This window comes from Verrucosispora sp. WMMD1129 (assembly GCF_029581255.1).
Taxonomy (GTDB): Bacteria; Actinomycetota; Actinomycetes; order Mycobacteriales; family Micromonosporaceae; genus Micromonospora; species Micromonospora sediminimaris.
The window spans coordinates 1,868,238-1,885,091 of the sequence record NZ_CP120741.1 but is presented as its reverse complement, the minus strand read 5'-3'; the positions used below and the strand labels follow the sequence as shown (position 1 = coordinate 1,885,091).

The following is a 16,854-nucleotide window of genomic DNA, read 5'->3' as shown; positions in this document are numbered from 1 at the left end:
TCGCTGCTAGACCCCCAACCCCCGTGGGGCGTCTCGGCCACCTCGACCGGGAGCGCGCGTGCTCGTACTGCTGATCCTGCACCTCGTGGCGGCCGTCGTGGCGCCACTGCTGGTCCGCCGGTGGGGTCCGCGCGCCTGTTACCTGCTGGCCCTGGTGCCGGCGACCGCCTTCGGCTGGGCACTGGTACGCACACCCGACGTGGCCCACGGCGGTGCGGTGGTCGAGACGTACCCCTGGATTCCGGAACTGGGCCTGGACCTGGCGCTGCGGATGACCACCCTGTCCTGGCTGATGACCCTGCTGGTCGGCGGCGTCGGCGCGCTGGTGCTCGCGTACTGCGCCCGCTACTTCCCACCCGACGCGCTCGGCAACTCGCGGTTCGCCGGCGTGATGGTCGCCTTCGCCGGGGCGATGCTCGGGCTGGTGCTCGCCGACGACCTGCTGCTGCTCTACGTCTGCTGGGAGCTCACCACCGTCTTCTCGTACCTGCTGATCGGCCACAGCACGGAGCGGCGGTCGAGCCGCTGGGCGGCCGCCCAGGCGCTGACCGTGACCACGCTCGGCGGACTCGCCATGCTTGTCGGGTTCCTCATGCTCGGTCACCACGCCGGCACCTACCGCTGGTCGGAGCTGGCCCAGCAACCGCTGCCCGGCGGGGCGTACCTGGGCGTCGCGGTGCTGCTGATCCTGGTCGGTGCGCTGTCGAAGTCGGCGGTGCTGCCGTTCACCTCGTGGCTGCCGGTGGCGATGGCCGCGCCGACGCCGGTCAGCGCGTACCTGCACGCGGCGGCGATGGTGAAGGCCGGCGTCTACCTGCTCGGCCTGCTGACCCCGGTGCTCGCCGTGGTCGGCCCGTGGCGTCCGGTGGTGCTGATAGCAGGCCTGGCCACCATGCTGGTCGGTGGTTGGGCGGCGTTACGGCAGACCGACCTGAAGCTGCTGCTGGCACACGGCACGGTCAGCCAGCTCGGGCTGTTGACGGTGGTCGTCGGGGTCGGCACGGCGGACGCCGCGCTCGCCGGAGTCGCCATGCTGCTCGCTCACGCGCTGTTCAAGGCGGCGCTGTTCCTCGTGGTCGGCGTGATCGACCACGGGGCCGGGACCCGGGATCTGCGCGAGTTGTCGGGACTGCGACGCACCGCGCCGGTGCTCACCGGGGTGGCCGTGCTCGCCGCCGCCTCGATGGCCGGACTGCCACCCCTGCTCGGCTTCGTCGCCAAGGAGGCCGTGTTCGCCGCCTTCGCCGACCGGCCGCTGGTCCTGGCGGTACTCGTGGTCGGCACCGTGCTCACCGTCGCGTACAGCATCAGGTTCATCTGGGGCGCGTTCGCCGACCGACCCGGCGCCGCCGCCACCGACCTGGGACGGATCGCGCCGACGCTGCTGGCCCCACCGGCCCTGCTGGCCGTCGTCGGGCTCGTCGCCGGCCCGGCCGCGGGAGCGCTGGATCACCTGCTCCGTCCGTACCCGGAACTCTTCGGCGCCGTCGGGAAACACCTGGCCCTGTGGCACGGGCTCACCCCCGCACTCGGTCTGTCCGCGCTCGCCGTGGCGGGTGGCGCGGCGCTGTTCGCGCTGCGTGGCCCACTGGCGCCGGCGCTGGCCCGGCTGCGTTGGCCGGTCACCGGCCAACGGGGGTACGAGTTGATCACCAACCGCTTCGACCAGGCCGCGGTGGGCGTCACGAGCGTCACCCAGCGGGGGTCGCTGCCGCAGTACCTCGGTCTGATCCTGATCGTCCTGGCCGCGGTGCCGGGCGGGGCGGTGATCCTCATCCAACCCTGGGAGCAGCCACTGGATCTGTGGGCCACTCCCGCGCAACCGGTGGTGCTGCTGGTGGTCTGCGTCGCCGCCCTGCTCGCCGTGGGTGCCACCCGACGGCTGACCGCGATGCTCCTGGTCGGCATGACCGGTTACGGCACCGCCATGTTGTTCGTGCTCTACGGCGCGCCCGACCTGGCGCTGACCCAGTTCCTCGTGGAGACCATGACCATCGCGATCTTCGTGCTGGTGCTGCGCCGACTGCCGGAGCGGTTCTCGATGCGGCCGCTGCGGCGCAGTCGCTGGATCCGGCGGACGATCGGGGTGATCGTCGGTACGACCGTGGCCGCGCTCGCCGTCGGAGCCGCGGCGGCCCGGCAGGCTCGTTCCATCTCGGAGGACTTTCCGCACCTGGCGGTGGAGCAGGGGCACGGCCGCAACGTGGTCAACGTGACCCTGGTGGACATCCGCGCCTGGGACACCCTGGGGGAGATGGCGGTGCTGGTTGCCGCGGCGACCGGAGTGGCAAGTCTCATCTTCCACCAGTCGCGCACCGGGCCACGTCCTCGTCGGCGGGAGTTCGCTGAGGACGAGGCGTCCGCAGGCCGGGCGGTCTGGCTGCGCGGCGGGGCCACGCTGCACGAGCGGCAACGGTCGATCGTGTTGGAGGTGGTCACCCGACTGATCTCGCACACCGCCGTGCTCTTCTCGCTCTACCTGCTCTTTTCCGGGCACAACGCGCCCGGCGGCGGCTTCGCCGGAGGACTGGTGGCCAGCCTCGCGCTGACCATGCGGTACCTCGCGGGTGGCCGGTACGAGTTGGTCGAGGCGGCGCCGATCGGTGCCGGCACGGTCCTCGGTGCCGGCCTGTTGCTCTCGGTCGGCAGCGGGTTGGTCTCCATGATCGTCGGCGGCACCGTGCTGGAGAGCACCACCGTCGACCTCTGGCTGCCGCTGATCGGCCACTTCTACCTGGTCACCTCTCTTTTCTTCGACGTCGGTGTGTACCTGGTGGTGATCGGTCTGGCGCTGGACGTGCTGCGCAGCCTCGGCGCCGAGGTGGACCGGCACATCGAGGCGGCCGGCGAGGCCGATGGCGGGCTGGCCGGCCGGCGAGGGGAGGCGCGGTGAGGGCCGCCGGAGCGAACCTGGTCTCCTTCGTCACGATCGGGGTACTCGTCGGCTGCGGGGTGACCCTGCTGCTGGAACGCAGCCTGAGCCGGGTGCTGCTCGGCGTCATCCTGATCGGCAACGGCGTGAACCTGTTGATCGTCTTCGGCGGCCGATCCGGGGCGGCGCCGGTGGTCGGTGCCAGCGACGAGGCAGCGATGAGCGACGCTCTGCCCCAGGCCATGGTGCTCACCGCCATCGTGATCACCTTCGGCTTCACCGCCTTCCTGTTGGCGATCAGCTACCGCAGCTGGTACCTCAGCGGCGACGACGAGGTACCCGACGACGTCGAGGACCGGGAGATCGTGCGCCGGGCCGCCCAACGGGAGATGTCCGTCGCGGACCTCGCCGGCGAGCCGCCGACGGCCGACCCTCAGCAGGTCGACGCCCCGGCGCCACCCCGCGAGGAGGGCCCGGGATGAGCCGGTACGCGTCGACGGCACCCGGCCGGTGGCGGCGATGAGCACGCTGGTGCCGCTGCCGGTGGTGCTACCGCTGCTGGGCGCCGCGCTGACCCTGCTGCTGGCGGGCCGACCGCAGACCCAGCGAGCGGTCAGCGTGGGTTGCCTGAGCGTCAGCCTGACGGTGGCGGTGGTGCTGCTGGTGCAGGCGTACCGGCAGGGGCCGCTGGTGGTGCAGATCGGCGGCTGGCCGGCACCCGTGGGCATCGTGCTGGTCGCCGACCAGTTGGCCGCGCTGATGCTGGTGGTCTCCTCGGCGGTGACCCTCTGCGTGCTGCTGTACTCGATCGGGCAGGGCCAGGCGGAAACTGGGGAGAGATCCCCCGTGGCGATCTTCCACCCCACCTATCTGGTGCTGACCGCCGGCGTGTGCAACGCCTTCCTCGCCGGTGACCTGTTCAATCTCTTCGTCGGCTTCGAGATGCTGCTCGCCGCCAGCTTCGTCCTGATCACCCTCAACGGCACCGCGCTGCGCATCCGCACCGGTTCCACCTACGTCGTGGTCAACGTCCTGGCGTCGATGATCTTCCTGATCTCGGTGGGCCTGGTCTACGCGGCCACCGGCACCCTCAACCTGGCCCAGCTCACCGCGCGGCTCGACGCGCTACCGGACGGCGTACGCCTGAGCCTGCAACTGATGCTGTTGGTGGCCTTCGGCATCAAGGCGGCGGTCTTCCCGCTGTCGGCCTGGCTGCCGGACAGCTATCCGACGGCGCCGGCCCCGGTCACCGCGGTCTTCGCCGGCCTGCTGACCAAGGTGGGCGTGTACGCGATCATCCGGACCCAGACCCTGCTCTTCCCGGGGCAGCAGGCCGGGGAACTGCTGATGGTGGCGGCCGGGCTGACCATGCTGGTCGGCATCCTCGGCGCGGTGGCCCAGTCGGACATCAAGCGGCTGCTGTCGTTCACGCTTGTCAGCCACATCGGCTACATGATCTTCGGAGTGGGCCTGAGCACGGTCGCCGGGCTGGTCGGTGCCATCTTCTACGTGGTCCACCACATCACCATCCAGACCACCCTGTTCCTGATCTCCGGACTGGTCGAGCAACGGGCCGGCAGCACCGACCTGCGCCGCCTCGGCGGGCTGGCCCGGCTGGCACCCATGGTCGGCGTGCTCTTCTTCGTCTCGGCGATGAACCTGGCCGGCATTCCACCGTTCTCCGGTTTCCTGGGCAAGCTCGGCCTGCTCCAGGCCGGTGTCGCCGCCGGTGGGCCGCTGCCCTGGACGCTGGTGGCCGTGGGCACCGTGACCAGCCTGCTCACCCTCTACGTGGCGAGCCGGGTATGGAACATCGCCTTCTGGCGCTCACCCTGCGAGACGGTCGCGCCGACCGCACCGCTGCCGGCGCTGATGGTCGGCGCCACGGTCGCCCTGGTGGCGCTCGGGGTGGCGCTGACCTTCGCGGCGGGACCGCTGTTCGAGTTCACCGGGCGGGCCGCGGAGGATCTGATCGAGCGCACCCCGTACGTGCGCGCCGTCCTGCCCGGCGGGGCGTCATGACCGCGCCCGGCACCGAGCCGCCGGACCGGCGGACCCGGACGGGCCGGTGGCGTGACCAGCTGATCGCCTACGGCTGGCTGGTGCTGGCCTGGAACCTGTTCTGGGGGGAGTTCACCTGGGGGAACCTGCTGGGCGGGCTGCTGACCGCCGGCGTGGTGCTGTTGTTCTTCCCACTGCCCCCGGTGACCTTCCACGGCCGGCTCCGGCTGCGGGGTCTGCTGGCGTTCGGCAGCCGGTTCGTCGTCGAGCTGATCCGGGCCAGCGCCCACGTCGCCCGGATCGCGGTGCAACCCGGTTACACGCCCCGTTCGGCCATCATCGGCGTGCGGCTGCGGCTGCCCACCGACCTCAATCTGGCCCTCACCGCCGAGGTGCTCTCCCTGGTGCCCGGCACGTTGATCGTGGAGGTGGACCGGGACGCCGGAATCCTCTACGTGCACGTGCTCGACGTACGCGGCCCCGCCGCCCTCGCCGCCAGCCGTGCGCAGGTCCACGCCGTGGAACGGCGGATCGTCGAGGTCATCGGCTCGAACGCCGAGCTGCGCCAGGTACGCACCGGACCCGTGGACAAGGAGCTCCCGTGACTGTCTTCCTCACCGTCGTCCTCACCGGCCTGCTGTCGGTGACCGCCCTGCTGGCCCTCGTTCGTCTCTATCGGGGCCCGACCCTGCTGGACCGGGTCGTCGCCGCCGACATGCTGCTCGCCACCATGGTCGGTGCCGTCGGCGCGGAGGCGGCGGTCAACCGGCACGCCACCACCCTGCCGGTGCTGGTGGTGCTCGCCCTGCTCGGCTTCGTCGGATCGGTGTCGCTCGTCCGTTTCGCCGTCCGGGACCGGCCATGACGCCCGGTGCCGTGGCGGACTGGCTGGCTGTCGTCAGCCTGACCGCCGGTGCGCTGCTGAGCCTGGCCGCCGCCATCGGAGTGCTGCGTTTCCCGGACACGCTGAGTCGCATGCACGCGGCCACCAAGCCGCAGGTGCTCGGCGTGCTGCTCCTGCTGCTGGGGGTGGGTCTCCGGCTGCGCAGTCCAGCCGACCTCGGCATGATCGTTCTGGTCGGCGTCTTTCAACTGGCCACCGCTCCGGTCGCCGCGCAGATGATCGGGCGGGCCGCGTACCGGGCCGGGCGGGTCGACCGGAACCTGCTCGACGTGGACGAGCTGGCCGACCGGTGAACCAGCGCCCCACCGGTGGGCCCGGCCCCGGACCTCGTCCCGGGCCGCCCGTCCTGGCCGGCAGAAACAGTAGGCACACCCACCCGGCCCGGGCCGCGACGCCGGTAGAATGAGCACATGATCGACTCCTCTGCCCAGGAGGGCAGCAGTAGCCAGCCGGGTAGGCCCCGGCATCCCCACACACCGACGACCCCGGGAGCCCTGAACCTCCCGTGTTGATCCTCGTCGGTCTTCTCCTGATCGTTGTCTTGACCGTCGCGACGGGCTATTTCGTCGCGCAGGAGTTCGGCTACGTCGCGGTCGACCGCGGCAAGCTGAAGCAGCTCGCCGCCGAGGGCGACCAGGCGTCCGCCCGGGCACTGGAGGTCGCCGGACGGCTTTCGTTCATGCTCTCCGGCGCGCAGCTCGGCATCACCGTGACCGCCCTGCTGGTCGGTTACGTCGCCGAGCCCTACCTCGGTGCCGGCCTGGCCGAGCTGCTCGGCGTGGCCGGCGTCTCCACCGGCGTCAGCCTGCCGTTGTCGGTCGCGCTGGCGCTGGTCATCGCCACCGTGGTGCAGATGGTCGTGGGCGAGCTGGCCCCGAAGAACCTGGCCATCGCCCGCCCCGAACCGGTCGCCCGGGCGCTGGCCCGTTCCACCCTGGCCTACCTGGCCATCGCCGGCCCGCTGATCAAGCTCTTCGACAAGTCCGCGGTGCGGCTGCTGCGGCGGGTCGGCATCGAGCCCATCGAAGAGCTGCCCAGCGGCGCCACCCCGGAGGACCTGGAACAGATCATCGCCGAGTCCCGGCTGGAGGGGCACCTCGACGCCGACATGTCGGAGCTGCTGGACCGGGGGCTCGACTTCCGGCAGTTGACGGCCGGTGAGGCCATGGTGCCCCGGGTGGACGTGCACACCGTGCGCGCGCACGAGCCGGTCAGCCGGGTGGTCGAGCTGCTCGACACCGGCCGCTCCCGCTTCCCGGTGCGCGGCACGGAGGGCGTCGACGACCTGGTCGGCGTGATCGGCATCGCCGACGTGCTCCAGGTGCCCGCGGCCGAGCGCGCCACCACCCCGGTCAGCGCGGTGGCCGTACCGCCGCTGCTGGTGCCCGAGACGCTGCCGCTGCCCACCGTGCTGGACCGGCTCCGCTCCGGGCACCGCCAGCTCGCCTGCGTGGTCGACGAGTACGGCGGCTTCGCGGGCGTCATCACGTTGGAGGACATCGCCGAGGAACTGGTCGGCCCGATCCGCGACGAGGACGACCCGCCGGAGCGGGCCCCGGCGCGGCAGGATGACGGCTCGTGGGTGGTACCCGCCCGCTGGCGTATCGACGAGGTCGCCGACAGCACCGGCATCGCCCTGCCCGAAGGGCCCGAGTACGACACGCTCTCCGGGCTGGTCATGCGGGAGCTGGGCCGGGTGCCCGAGGTCGGTGACCGGCTGGAGATCAGCCTGCCGGCCGACGGCGACAACGGGCAGGTGCCGCCACGCGCCCTGGTCGAGGTGCTGGAGGTGGACCGGCACGTGGCCGACTCGGTCCGTCTCCAGGTGATCGACGGGCACGCGGAGGTGACGGCATGAGCACCGGGTTCGCGCTGATCATCTCGGTGGTCCTGCTGGCGCTCAACGGTTTCTTCGTCGCCGCCGAGTTCGCCCTGGTGGCGAGCAAGCGGTACCGCCTGGAACAGGCGGCGGCAAGTGGTGGCCGGGCCGCCCGGGCCGCCCTCGACGGCGTACGCGAGCTGTCCCTGATGCTGGCCGGCGCACAGCTCGGCATCACCCTGTGCACGCTGGGCCTCGGTGCCCTGGCCGAGCCGGCGATCGAGCGGCTGCTCAGTCCGCTGCTGCACGCCGTCGGTCTGCCGTACGGCGCCAGCCACGTGATCGCGCTGATCTTCGCGCTGAGCCTGGTCACCTTCCTGCACCTGGTGGTCGGTGAGATGGCACCGAAGTCCTGGGCGATCACCCACCCGGAACGGTCCGCGTTGCTGCTGGCCCTGCCGTTCCGGGCCTTCGCCCGGGTGGCCCGTCCGGTGCTGTCGGTGCTCAACGCGGTGGCCAACGCCATGCTGCGGCTGGTGAAGGTCAACCCGCAGGACCAGTTGGCCCAGGTGCACGGCCCCGACGAGCTGCGGATGCTGCTGGAACAGTCCCGTGAACACGGGCTGCTCGGCGCCGCCCAGCACGAACTGCTCACCAGCATGCTGGAGTTGCAGGGCACGACGGTGGCCCAGGTGATGGAGCCGTTCGACCGGATGGTGACCGTGCGGCGGGACGATCCGGCGGGCCGTATCGAGCAGGTCAGTCGGGACAGCGGCCGGTCACGGCTGGCGGTGCTGGACGCCGCCGGTGACGTCTGCGGTCTGGTGCACGTACGGGAGGCGGTGCGGGCCACCGCCGGCCGACCCGACGCCACCGCCGCCGACCTGATGAACGACGCCATCACGCTTCCCGACACCGCCACGGTGACCGAGGCGGTGGCCGTGATGCGGGCCCGCCAGTCGCAACTCGCCCTGGTCCGCAACGGTGGTGGTCCCACCCGGCCGGTCGGCTTCGTCGCTCTTGAGGATCTGCTGGAGGAGGTCATCGGGGAGTTCGACGACGAGACCGATCCGATCCCGCGCGCGGTACGCCGGCTCAGATAGGAGCCACGGGTGCGGCTGACGGGGGTGTCACCGGAATCGGGCGGAACCGGCCTGACGGTGCAGACCGCGCTGGCCAACCCGAGCACCCGCCCCGGCCTGCGCCTGCCGGGGCGGGTGAACCTCATCGCCGGTTCCGTCGACGTACCGGTCCTGCACGTCCGGCTCGGCCTGGTCAGCACGGTCGAGCCGGACGACCCGGAAGCTCCCCGCCGGCTGGTGCAGTTTCACCACGCTCAGGTGGCCGGTGCCCTGGTGCTGCGGGCCGGGCGGGCCCGGTCGATCCCGTTCGAGTTCCCGATCCCGTGGGAGACACCGGTGACCACGTACGGCGGGGTGCCGTTGCTCAGCCTGCGGATGGGACTGCGTACCGAGGTGGCGATCGAGGCCAATTTGGACCAGGGCGCGATGGTGCCGGTCTTCGTTCACCCGCTGCCGACCCAGCAGCACATCCTGGCCGCCCTGGACACGCTCGGCTTCAGCGTCCGCCAGTCCGGCCTGCTCGACGGCCGGCTGCCCGGCGTGGAGCAGGCCCTGCCGCTGCACCAACGGTGGGGCTTCTGGGTCGGTCCGCTCTACGCCGGGCCGATCACCGAACTGGAGGTGATCTTCGTAGCCAACTCCGCCGGGCTGGAGGTGATCCTCTGGTTTGACCGGCGGCTGGCGTTGGCCGGGATCACCCACACCAGCATCAGTCGGTTCCGGATCTGGCACGTCGGCGCGGACCAGCGGGACTGGGTCAGCACCGTGGACGGCTGGCTGCGCGCGGCCATCAACCGGCATGCCGCCGCTGCGGCGCACGCCGACTGGTCGGCCACCATCTCCGAGTCGGCCCACGTCAGCCGCCCACCGGACCGGCCGCTGCCACCCGGACCGCCGTCCGCTGGCGACGCGGGCGGCGCCGGTGTCGGTGGCGGCGAGGGCGGTGGTGGCGGCGGAGGCGGCGGCACCTGACGCTGTGACCGCCGCCTGACGCCGTTCGCGGCGGCACCTGATGCGTCCACGGCGGCACCGCAACGGCCCAGCTGCCCCGGGAGCGCCCCCGTGCGTCTCGTCAGCCCTGGGCGAGCTTGAGGCCGAAGCCGAGGAAGAGGGCACCCACGGCGCTTGTCGCGCCGGCCGCCAGCCGGCGGCGCCGGCTGAACTGGGCAGCCAGGAACGTGCCCGCGAAGATCAGCGCGGTCAGGTAGAGCGCGCTGGTCACCTGGGCGATCAGACCGAGCAGCAAGAACGACAGCGCGGGCCAGGGATACGTCGGGTCGACGAACTGGATGAAGAACGAGACGAAGAACAGGATCGCCTTCGGGTTGAGCAGGCTGATCACCAGCGCCTTGCGGAACGGGCTGCGCGTCGCCGCCGGCGCCGCGGCGTCGATCAACCGCGGGGTGTCCGGGTCGTTGCGGTCCCGCCAGCGCCGCCACGCCCCGCGCAGCATGGTCAACCCCACATAGCCCAGGTACGCGGCGCCCGCGTACTTGATCACGAGGAAGACCGGCGGGTACGCCTTGAGCAGCGAGGCCACTCCGGCGGCGGAGAGGAACATGAGGATCGCGTCACCGACCCAGACGCCGCTCGCCGCCCGGTAGCCGACGCCGACGCCGCGCCGCGCGGCGGTGGAGAGGACGAACAGCGAGTTGGGGCCGGGCAGCAGCACGATGGCCACGGTGCCCAGCACGTACGTCCAGATGTCGGTGATTCCCAGCACGTCCGACATCATCGGGCGGACGTGGGCCGGGCACGAAGCCTTTCCCGCAGGCTGACCTGTGCTTTTGCCCACTCGTCAACGGTCATCGAATACTGCACGGTGTCCCGCCACGAGCCGTCGGGCCGCAACCGGTGCATCCTCAGCACCCCCTCCCGGGTCGCGCCGAGCCGCTCGATGGCGCGCTGCGAACGCTCGTTGCGGATGTCGGTGTGCCAGACCACCCGTACCGCACCCAGCTCGTCGAAGGCGCGGGTGAGCAGCAGCAGCTTCGCCTCGGTGTTGAGCCCGGTGCGCCACCACGGCCGGCCGAGCATGGTGTGCCCGATCGCAACCGACCGGCGCTCCGGGTCGATCTCGTAGTACGAGGTGGTGCCGACGACCGCGCCGGTGACCGCGCAGCGCTGCGCCCAGGCGACCCGTTCCTGCCGGTGCTGCTCGGCCAGGGCCGCGACGATCACCTCGCGCAGCTGCTCCGGCCCGCTCGGTAGCGGCCGGCTGAGGTGCCGCCAGACGTCGGCATCGGCGGTGGCGGCGTACAACTCGTCGGTGTGGGCCTCATCGAGCGGCTCCAGCAGCACGTGTGCGCCGCCCAGCACCGCCGGTTCGTGCCAGGGCGAGCGGTGCGGACGCAGGTAGGCCGGTAGCGGTGCGGTGACCCCGGCGTCCGGCTCCGGCAGGCCGGCGGTCAGCCGCAGCGGCACCACGCCGGCCCAGTGCGCCAGGTCGAGATCGGCCGGGTCGTCGCGTACCCCGCCGGTGCGGCTGCGTAGCGACACCTCCGCCAGCGGCAGCGCCAGCACGGCGGTCTCGGCCAGCTCCCGTCGGTTCGGCGGACGACTGTCCGCCGCGCGGCCGGTGCCGACCTTCTCCACCAGGGCGGTCAGCACGTCGGCCTTCTCATCCGGGTCGGTGACCAGGTGGGCGGTGCCGTGCGCGACCACCGATCGGTAGTTGGCGCTGTGGTGGAACTGGGACCGGCCGTAGACCAGTCCGTCGAGGAGGGTGACCGCGACGCAGACCGGCAGGCCGTCGGCGCGGGCGGCGAGCAGTGGCCGGCTGCCGGTGGAGCCGTGCAGGTAGAGCGTGTCGCCGATGCGTACGTGCAGGGTGGGCAGCACGCGGGGCTCACCGTCCACAGTAAACCCGAGCACGCAGTGGTAGGCCTCGTCGAGTACGGCGTGGGTGGCGGTGCGGTCGTAGCTCATCCGGTCCCGGGAACGACTGGCGGTGGTGCGGGTGGTTGGCGAGTACATGCTTCCACCTTTGTTCTAGTACAATACTGTGTTTGTGTCAGTACGCTATCAGGTGACCGGTGCGACGGCCGCCGACATTTCAGCCAGCATCGAGTCCGGCATCCGCGACGCCGCCCTCGCCCCCGGCGACCTGCTGCCACCGGTGCGCACGCTCGCCGCCGACCTGGCCGTCAGCCCGGCCACCGTCTCCCGTGCCTACGCCGAACTGCGTCGCCGTGGCCTCGTCGTCACCGCCGGCCGGCACGGCACCCGGGTGCGCCCCCGACCACCGGTCGCCGCCCGCCGAGCCGCGCTGCGCCCACCGCCCGCCCCCGGGCTGCGCGACCTGTCCCGAGGCGAACCCGACAAGCGGCTGCTACCGCCGCTGCGTCGGCACCTGGCCGCCCTCGCCGACACCGTCGGCGACCCGGTGGGCTATCCCGACCTCGGCGTACTGCCCGAGATGACCGAGGTGGCCGGGGCGCGGCTGACCGCCGACGGGGTGCCGGCCCCCGGGCTGACCCTCACCGGCGGCGCGTTGGACGGCATCGAACGCCTCCTCGGCGCGCACCTGCGCCACGGCGACGCGGTGGCCGTGGAGGATCCCGGCTGGACCGGCCTGCTCGACCTGCTCGCCGCGCTCGGGCTACGGCCGATCGGAATGCCCATCGACGACGACGGGCCGATCGTCGCCGGAGTCGCCGCCGCCCTCGCCGCCGGAGCGCGAGCGCTCATCGTGACCAGCCGGGCCCAGAACCCCACCGGCGCGGCGGTCTCCGCCGACCGGGCCAGCGCCCTGCGCACCCTACTCGCCGGTCGGGCCGACCTGCTGTTGATCGAGGACGATCACGCCGCCGAGCTGGCCCGCGTACCGCTGCACCCGCTCGCCGGAGCGACCACCCACTGGGCCTTCCTCCGCTCGGTCAGCAAGCCCTTCGGCCCGGACCTGCGCCTGGCCGTGCTGGCCGGAGACGAGACCACCGTGGCGCGGGTGGCCGGCCGATCCCGGGTCGGCACCGGCTGGGTCTCCACCGTGCTGCAACGGCTCGTGCTCTCGCTCTGGAAGGATCCAGAGGTGACCGCCCTGGTCGACCGGGCCGCAGAGAGCTACGAACGACGGCGCCACGCCCTGATCGCCGCCCTCGCCGCCCGTGGCCTGCCCGCCCACGGCCGCACCGGCATCAACGTCTGGGTACCGGTGGACGACGAGACCAGCGCGCTGACCGCCCTGCGTGACGCCGGCTGGGCGGTCGCGCCGGGCGCGCTCTACCGGATCGCCGGCCCGCCGGGGCTGCGCATCACCGTCAGCGGCCTGAACGAGGCGGAGCTCCCCGCGCTCGCCGACGCGGTCACCCGCGCAGCCCACCCCACCCCCTCCCCGAGCTTCACCGCCTGACCGCCCTTCCACCACCCCGACCGCCCACGCCCACGCTGCAACATCCCCGATGTTGCAGCGTGAGGCGGGTTCGAGGCGGCAACATCCCCGATGTTGCTGCCTGGGTGGGCGCTCCCGCTCGCGTGGGGCGCGTCACAGCGGGTAGAACAGTCGCCATGGCCGACACCGATACTGCGCCCGGGGCCCAGCGGTTCATCCCGCCGCAGGCCGACACCCTCGACGAGCTGCGGGCCGCCGCCACCGGCTGCCGGGGCTGCGAGCTGTACCGGGACGCCTCACAGACCGTCTTCGGCCGGGGCGACGCCACCGCCCGGGTGGTCTTCGTCGGCGAGCAGCCCGGCGACATGGAGGACCAGAAGGGGCTGCCCTTCGTCGGCCCTGCCGGCCGGCTGCTGCGCAAGGCGGTCGACGACGCCAAGCTGGACCCGGCCCACATCTACCTCACCAATGCCGTCAAGCACTTCCGCTTCGAACTACGCGGTAAGCGGCGGATCCACCAGACCCCGGACCGGGTACACATCACCGCCTGCCGACCCTGGCTGGTCGCCGAGTTCGCCCAGCTGACCCCAGAGGTGATCGTGGTACTCGGGGCGACCGCCGCGAAAGCCCTGCTCGGCCCGACGTTCCGGGTCACCCGCCAGCGCGGCGAACTGCTGCCCTGGCCGGCCGCCGCCCAACACCCGGAGGACTTCCAACGGGTACCGGTGGACAGCGCCGGAGGGACCGCCGACGCGCCCCCGGCCAAACTCCTGGCCACCATCCACCCCTCCGCCGTGCTCCGGGCCGACAACCAGGACGTCGCCTACGACGGGCTGGTCGCCGACCTGACCGTCGCGGCTCGCGCCCTCGCCGGCTGACACCAGCCGCGCTCGCCCCCAACCGCAGCGCCGGCACCGACCATGCGACGGCGTCGCGGACGGTGCCACACTTGCCGCCATGCAGCAGCACCTCTACGAGGCTGACCACGACGAGTTCCGGGACCTGTGCCGGCGGTTCCTCGACCGCGAGGCCGTACCGCACCACGACCGCTGGGAGGCCGACGGCATCGTCGACCGCGAGGTGTGGCGGAAGGCCGGTGCCGCCGGACTGCTCGGCATGGACGTCCACCCCGACTACGGCGGCGGCGGACAGCGGGACTTCCGGTACAACGCCGTCCTGGTCGAGGAGATCGTCAACTCGGGCTGCTCCGGGCTCGGCTTCGGCCTGCACAACGACGTGGTCGCGCCGTACCTCACCGAGCTGACCACCGAGGAGCAGCGCCAGCGCTGGCTGCCCCGGTTCTGCTCCGGCGACCTCGTCACCGCCATCGCGATGAGCGAACCCGGTGCCGGCTCCGACCTGGCCGGCGTCCGCACCACCGCCGTCCGCGACGGCGACAGCCTCGTGCTCAACGGGCAGAAGACGTTCATCACCAACGGTGAACTGGCCGACCTGGTGATCGTGGTGGCCCGTACCGCCGACGAGGGCGCCCACGGCGTGAGCCTGATCGCGGTGGAAACCGGAACCGCCGGCTTCACCCGGGGTCGCCGACTGGCCAAGGTCGGATTGAAGGCCAACGACACCGCCGAACTCTTCTTCGACGACTGTCGGGTGCCGGCCGCCAACCTCATCGGCACCGAGAACCACGGCTTCTACCACCTGATGGCCAACCTGCCCCGGGAACGGCTCAGCATCGCCGTCGCCGCGGTCGCCGCCGCGGAACGGCTGCTCGCCCTCACTCTCGACTACGCGCGCACCCGGGAGGCGTTCGGCCGACCGATCGGGAAGTTCCAGCACAACCGGTTCCTCCTCGCCGAGCTGGACACCGAGGTCACCATCGCGCGGACCTTCGTCAACCACTGCGTGGCCGAGTTCAACGCCGGCCGGCTGTCGGTGACCGATGCGGCCAAGGCCAAGTGGTGGACCACGGAGTTGCAGAACCGGGTCGCCGACCGGTGCGTGCAGCTGCACGGCGGCTACGGCTTCATGGCGGAGTACCCGGTGGCGCGGGCCTGGCTGGACAGCCGGGTGCAGACCATCTACGGCGGCACCACGGAGATCATGAAGGAGATCATCGGGCGCGGTCTGGGGCTGTGACGAGAACCGGGCTGCCGGCTGTCGGTCGGGTGCGAAAGGATGGTCACCCCTTACCCAAGGAGCCTCCCGTTGGCCACTGACCTGACCACCACGCCGACGGCGCACCCAGACGTCGCGCCCATCCAGCGGCGCACCCTGCGGCTGCTCTTCACCACCCAGATCGTCGGCGGCATCGGGGTGACCATCGGCATCTCCGTCGGCGCCCTGCTCGCCGCCGAGATCGCCGGCACCGCCGTGGCCGGCCTGGCGCAGAGCGCCGCCGTGGTCGGCGCCGCACTGCTCGCCGTGCCGGTCACCCGGATCATCACCGGGTACGGCCGCCGCCCCGGCCTGGCTGTCGCGTACGTGGTCGGGGCGCTGGGCGGGGCACTTGTCGTGCTCGCCGCGGCAACCCGGTCGGTCCCGCTGCTCTTCCTCGGCATGCTCCTCTTCGGCGGTGGCTCCGCCGCCAACCTTCAGGCCCGCTACGCCGCGGTCGATCTCGCCGAACCGGACCGGCGCGCCCGGCAACTGTCGCTGATCGTCTGGGCCACCACCATCGGCGCGGTGGCCGCCCCGAACTTCGCCGCGCTCGCCGACCGCACCACAAGCGGCTGGGGGCTGCCGACGCTGTCCGGCCCGTTCGCGTTCAGCGCCGTCGCGTTCGTGCTCGCCGCCGGCGTACTGCTGCTGTGGTTGCGGCCCGACCCGCTGCTCACCGCGCGCCGGCTCGCGGCGGCCCGGGCCGGCGCGTCCGAGCCGCCCCCGTCTGGTCCGCCGCCGGTCCCGGCCGAGCCGGCCCAGGCGGCGTCCGCGCTCGCCCCGGCCGGCCCGGTCCCGGTGCCGGCACCGTCGGCCCGGCGCGGCGTGGGCATGCGCGCCGCCTGGTCGGTGGTACGCGCCCGACCGGCCGCCCGGCTCGGCGTGTCCGCCGTGGCCGTGGGGCACCTGGTGATGGTGGCGGTGATGGCGATGACCCCGGTGCACCTGCGGGAGTACTACGCCGTCGACGAGGTGCTGCCGGTGGTCGGGCTGGTGCTGAGTCTGCACATCGCCGGCATGTACGCGCTGGCGCCGGTGGTCGGCTGGCTCGCCGACCGGTTCGGTCGCCGCCCGGTCATCCTCGGCGGGATCGCGACGCTGCTGGCCGCCTGCGCGGTCGCCGGCACCGCCGGGCACCACACGCCCCGGCTCACCGTCGGGCTCATCCTGCTCGGGCTCGGCTGGTCGGCGACCATGGTGGCCGGTTCGACCCTGCTGTCGGAGTCGGTACCGGACGAGGTACGGCCCAGCGCCCAGGGCCTGTCCGACCTGCTCATGGGGCTGGCCGGAGCGTCAGCCGGAGCACTGAGCGGGTTTGTCATGCAATTGGCGGGCTATCCGGTGCTGACCCTGCTCGCCGCGGTCGCGGTGGCACCCCTGCTGGCGCTAGCGTTGCGTCCGGTGCCGACGAGTGCACCGGACAGGAAGGACTGATCACGTGCGGCTGACCGACTTCTGGGCGCGCCTGGCCGAGGCGTTCGGTCCGGCGTACGCGGCCAGCATCGCCAGCGACCAGGTGTTGTCGGAACTCGGCGGACGGACCATCGAGCAGGCCCTCAAGGCCGGCGTGGAGACGCACGTGGTGTGGCGCGCCGTGGTCGCGGCCTATCCGGACCGGGTACCCGCCCGGCTACGCTGAGCAGCCGATTCGTTACTTCCGCGTGTCTCTTGCCGAGTCGTACACCTGTTCGGCTATTGTCCACAGCGGGGTGCTCGTCCACAGGCCAC

16 protein-coding genes are annotated in these 16,854 nt (G+C 72.2%); 14 read left to right on the top strand and 2 right to left on the bottom strand.

Annotated elements, in window-relative coordinates; translation table 11 throughout:
• Positions 1-58 precede the first annotated feature (58 nt).
• The 9 genes from O7624_RS08585 (at position 59) to O7624_RS08545 (ending at position 9,650) form a co-directional block, all read left to right on the top strand.
• Positions 59-2,893, top strand: coding sequence for a Na+/H+ antiporter subunit A (locus O7624_RS08585; protein WP_282239623.1), 2,835 nt, complete (start codon positions 59-61; stop codon positions 2,891-2,893).
• Positions 2,890-3,354, top strand: coding sequence for a Na(+)/H(+) antiporter subunit C (locus O7624_RS08580; RefSeq protein ID WP_282239622.1), 465 nt, complete (start codon positions 2,890-2,892; stop codon positions 3,352-3,354). Before O7624_RS08585 ends, O7624_RS08580 begins: the two co-directional genes overlap by 4 nt.
• 37 nt (positions 3,355-3,391) lie before the next feature.
• The gene (locus O7624_RS08575; protein WP_282239621.1) at positions 3,392-4,894 is read left to right on the top strand and encodes a Na+/H+ antiporter subunit D; all 1,503 of its coding nucleotides are present in this window, start codon (positions 3,392-3,394) and stop codon (positions 4,892-4,894) included.
• Positions 4,891-5,478: a Na+/H+ antiporter subunit E gene (locus O7624_RS08570; RefSeq protein WP_282239620.1), complete on the top strand. Its 588-nt coding sequence runs from the start codon at positions 4,891-4,893 to the stop codon at positions 5,476-5,478. Before O7624_RS08575 ends, O7624_RS08570 begins: the two co-directional genes overlap by 4 nt.
• Positions 5,475-5,738, top strand: coding sequence for a monovalent cation/H+ antiporter complex subunit F (locus tag O7624_RS08565; RefSeq protein ID WP_093410186.1), 264 nt, complete (start codon positions 5,475-5,477; stop codon positions 5,736-5,738). The genes O7624_RS08570 and O7624_RS08565 overlap by 4 nt, the downstream gene beginning before the upstream one ends.
• Positions 5,735-6,070: a monovalent cation/H(+) antiporter subunit G gene (mnhG, locus tag O7624_RS08560; RefSeq protein WP_093410188.1), complete on the top strand. Its 336-nt coding sequence runs from the start codon at positions 5,735-5,737 to the stop codon at positions 6,068-6,070. The genes O7624_RS08565 and mnhG overlap by 4 nt, the downstream gene beginning before the upstream one ends.
• Before the next feature lie 212 nt (positions 6,071-6,282).
• A complete protein-coding gene (locus O7624_RS08555; protein WP_282239619.1) occupies positions 6,283-7,635 on the top strand; it encodes a hemolysin family protein in 1,353 nt (450 codons plus the stop codon).
• Positions 7,632-8,699: a hemolysin family protein gene (locus O7624_RS08550; protein WP_282239618.1), complete on the top strand. Its 1,068-nt coding sequence runs from the start codon at positions 7,632-7,634 to the stop codon at positions 8,697-8,699. Before O7624_RS08555 ends, O7624_RS08550 begins: the two co-directional genes overlap by 4 nt.
• A gap of 9 nt (positions 8,700-8,708) precedes the next feature.
• Entirely contained in the window at positions 8,709-9,650 is a 942-nt protein-coding gene (locus tag O7624_RS08545) for a sporulation protein (RefSeq protein ID WP_282239617.1), read from the top strand.
• Between the two features lie 100 nt (positions 9,651-9,750).
• On the opposite strand, the gene leuE is transcribed toward O7624_RS08545, so the two are convergent.
• Both leuE and O7624_RS08535 read right to left on the bottom strand, forming a co-directional pair.
• Positions 9,751-10,413, bottom strand: coding sequence for a leucine efflux protein LeuE (leuE, locus tag O7624_RS08540; protein ID WP_093410198.1), 663 nt, complete (start codon positions 10,411-10,413; stop codon positions 9,751-9,753).
• Entirely contained in the window at positions 10,410-11,654 is a 1,245-nt protein-coding gene (locus tag O7624_RS08535; RefSeq protein WP_282239616.1) for a bifunctional pyridoxamine 5'-phosphate oxidase family protein/GNAT family N-acetyltransferase, read from the bottom strand. Before O7624_RS08535 ends, leuE begins: the two co-directional genes overlap by 4 nt.
• A gap of 34 nt (positions 11,655-11,688) precedes the next feature.
• Here O7624_RS08535 and O7624_RS08530 point away from each other — a divergent pair, with 34 nt between their 5' ends.
• The 5 genes from O7624_RS08530 to O7624_RS08510 all read left to right on the top strand — a co-directional run bounded on the left by O7624_RS08530 (position 11,689) and on the right by O7624_RS08510 (position 16,765).
• Entirely contained in the window at positions 11,689-13,029 is a 1,341-nt protein-coding gene (locus O7624_RS08530; protein WP_282239615.1) for an aminotransferase class I/II-fold pyridoxal phosphate-dependent enzyme, read from the top strand.
• A 155-nt stretch (positions 13,030-13,184) separates the two neighbouring features.
• Positions 13,185-13,886 (top strand): UdgX family uracil-DNA binding protein, encoded by a 702-nt coding sequence (locus O7624_RS08525; protein WP_282239614.1) that lies wholly within the window; start codon positions 13,185-13,187, stop codon positions 13,884-13,886.
• Between the two features lie 79 nt (positions 13,887-13,965).
• Positions 13,966-15,105 carry an acyl-CoA dehydrogenase family protein gene (locus O7624_RS08520; protein ID WP_282239613.1) on the top strand — a complete coding sequence of 380 codons (1,140 nt, stop codon included), beginning with the start codon at positions 13,966-13,968 and terminating at the stop codon, positions 15,103-15,105.
• Between the two features lie 39 nt (positions 15,106-15,144).
• Positions 15,145-16,560, top strand: a complete 1,416-nt coding sequence (locus tag O7624_RS08515) for an MFS transporter (RefSeq protein WP_282239612.1) — start codon at positions 15,145-15,147, stop codon at positions 16,558-16,560.
• A gap of 4 nt (positions 16,561-16,564) precedes the next feature.
• Positions 16,565-16,765 carry a DUF3046 domain-containing protein gene (locus tag O7624_RS08510; RefSeq protein ID WP_093410215.1) on the top strand — a complete coding sequence of 67 codons (201 nt, stop codon included), beginning with the start codon at positions 16,565-16,567 and terminating at the stop codon, positions 16,763-16,765.
• Positions 16,766-16,854 lie beyond the last annotated feature (89 nt).

What these genes read in the sequence shown, in the direction of transcription:
- O7624_RS08515 (WP_282239612.1), top strand. Translation starts at nt 15,145, where the DNA reads ATGGTCACCCCTTACCCAAGGAGCCTCCCGTTGGCCACTGACCTGACC.
- mnhG (WP_093410188.1), top strand. Translation starts at nt 5,735, where the DNA reads ATGACGCCCGGTGCCGTGGCGGACTGGCTGGCTGTCGTCAGCCTGACC.
- O7624_RS08520 (WP_282239613.1), top strand. Translation starts at nt 13,966, where the DNA reads ATGCAGCAGCACCTCTACGAGGCTGACCACGACGAGTTCCGGGACCTG.
- O7624_RS08570 (WP_282239620.1), top strand. Translation starts at nt 4,891, where the DNA reads ATGACCGCGCCCGGCACCGAGCCGCCGGACCGGCGGACCCGGACGGGC.
- leuE (WP_093410198.1), bottom strand. Translation starts at nt 10,413, where the DNA reads ATGATGTCGGACGTGCTGGGAATCACCGACATCTGGACGTACGTGCTG.
- O7624_RS08550 (WP_282239618.1), top strand. Translation starts at nt 7,632, where the DNA reads ATGAGCACCGGGTTCGCGCTGATCATCTCGGTGGTCCTGCTGGCGCTC.
- O7624_RS08525 (WP_282239614.1), top strand. Translation starts at nt 13,185, where the DNA reads ATGGCCGACACCGATACTGCGCCCGGGGCCCAGCGGTTCATCCCGCCG.
- O7624_RS08575 (WP_282239621.1), top strand. Translation starts at nt 3,392, where the DNA reads ATGAGCACGCTGGTGCCGCTGCCGGTGGTGCTACCGCTGCTGGGCGCC.
- O7624_RS08535 (WP_282239616.1), bottom strand. Translation starts at nt 11,654, where the DNA reads ATGTACTCGCCAACCACCCGCACCACCGCCAGTCGTTCCCGGGACCGG.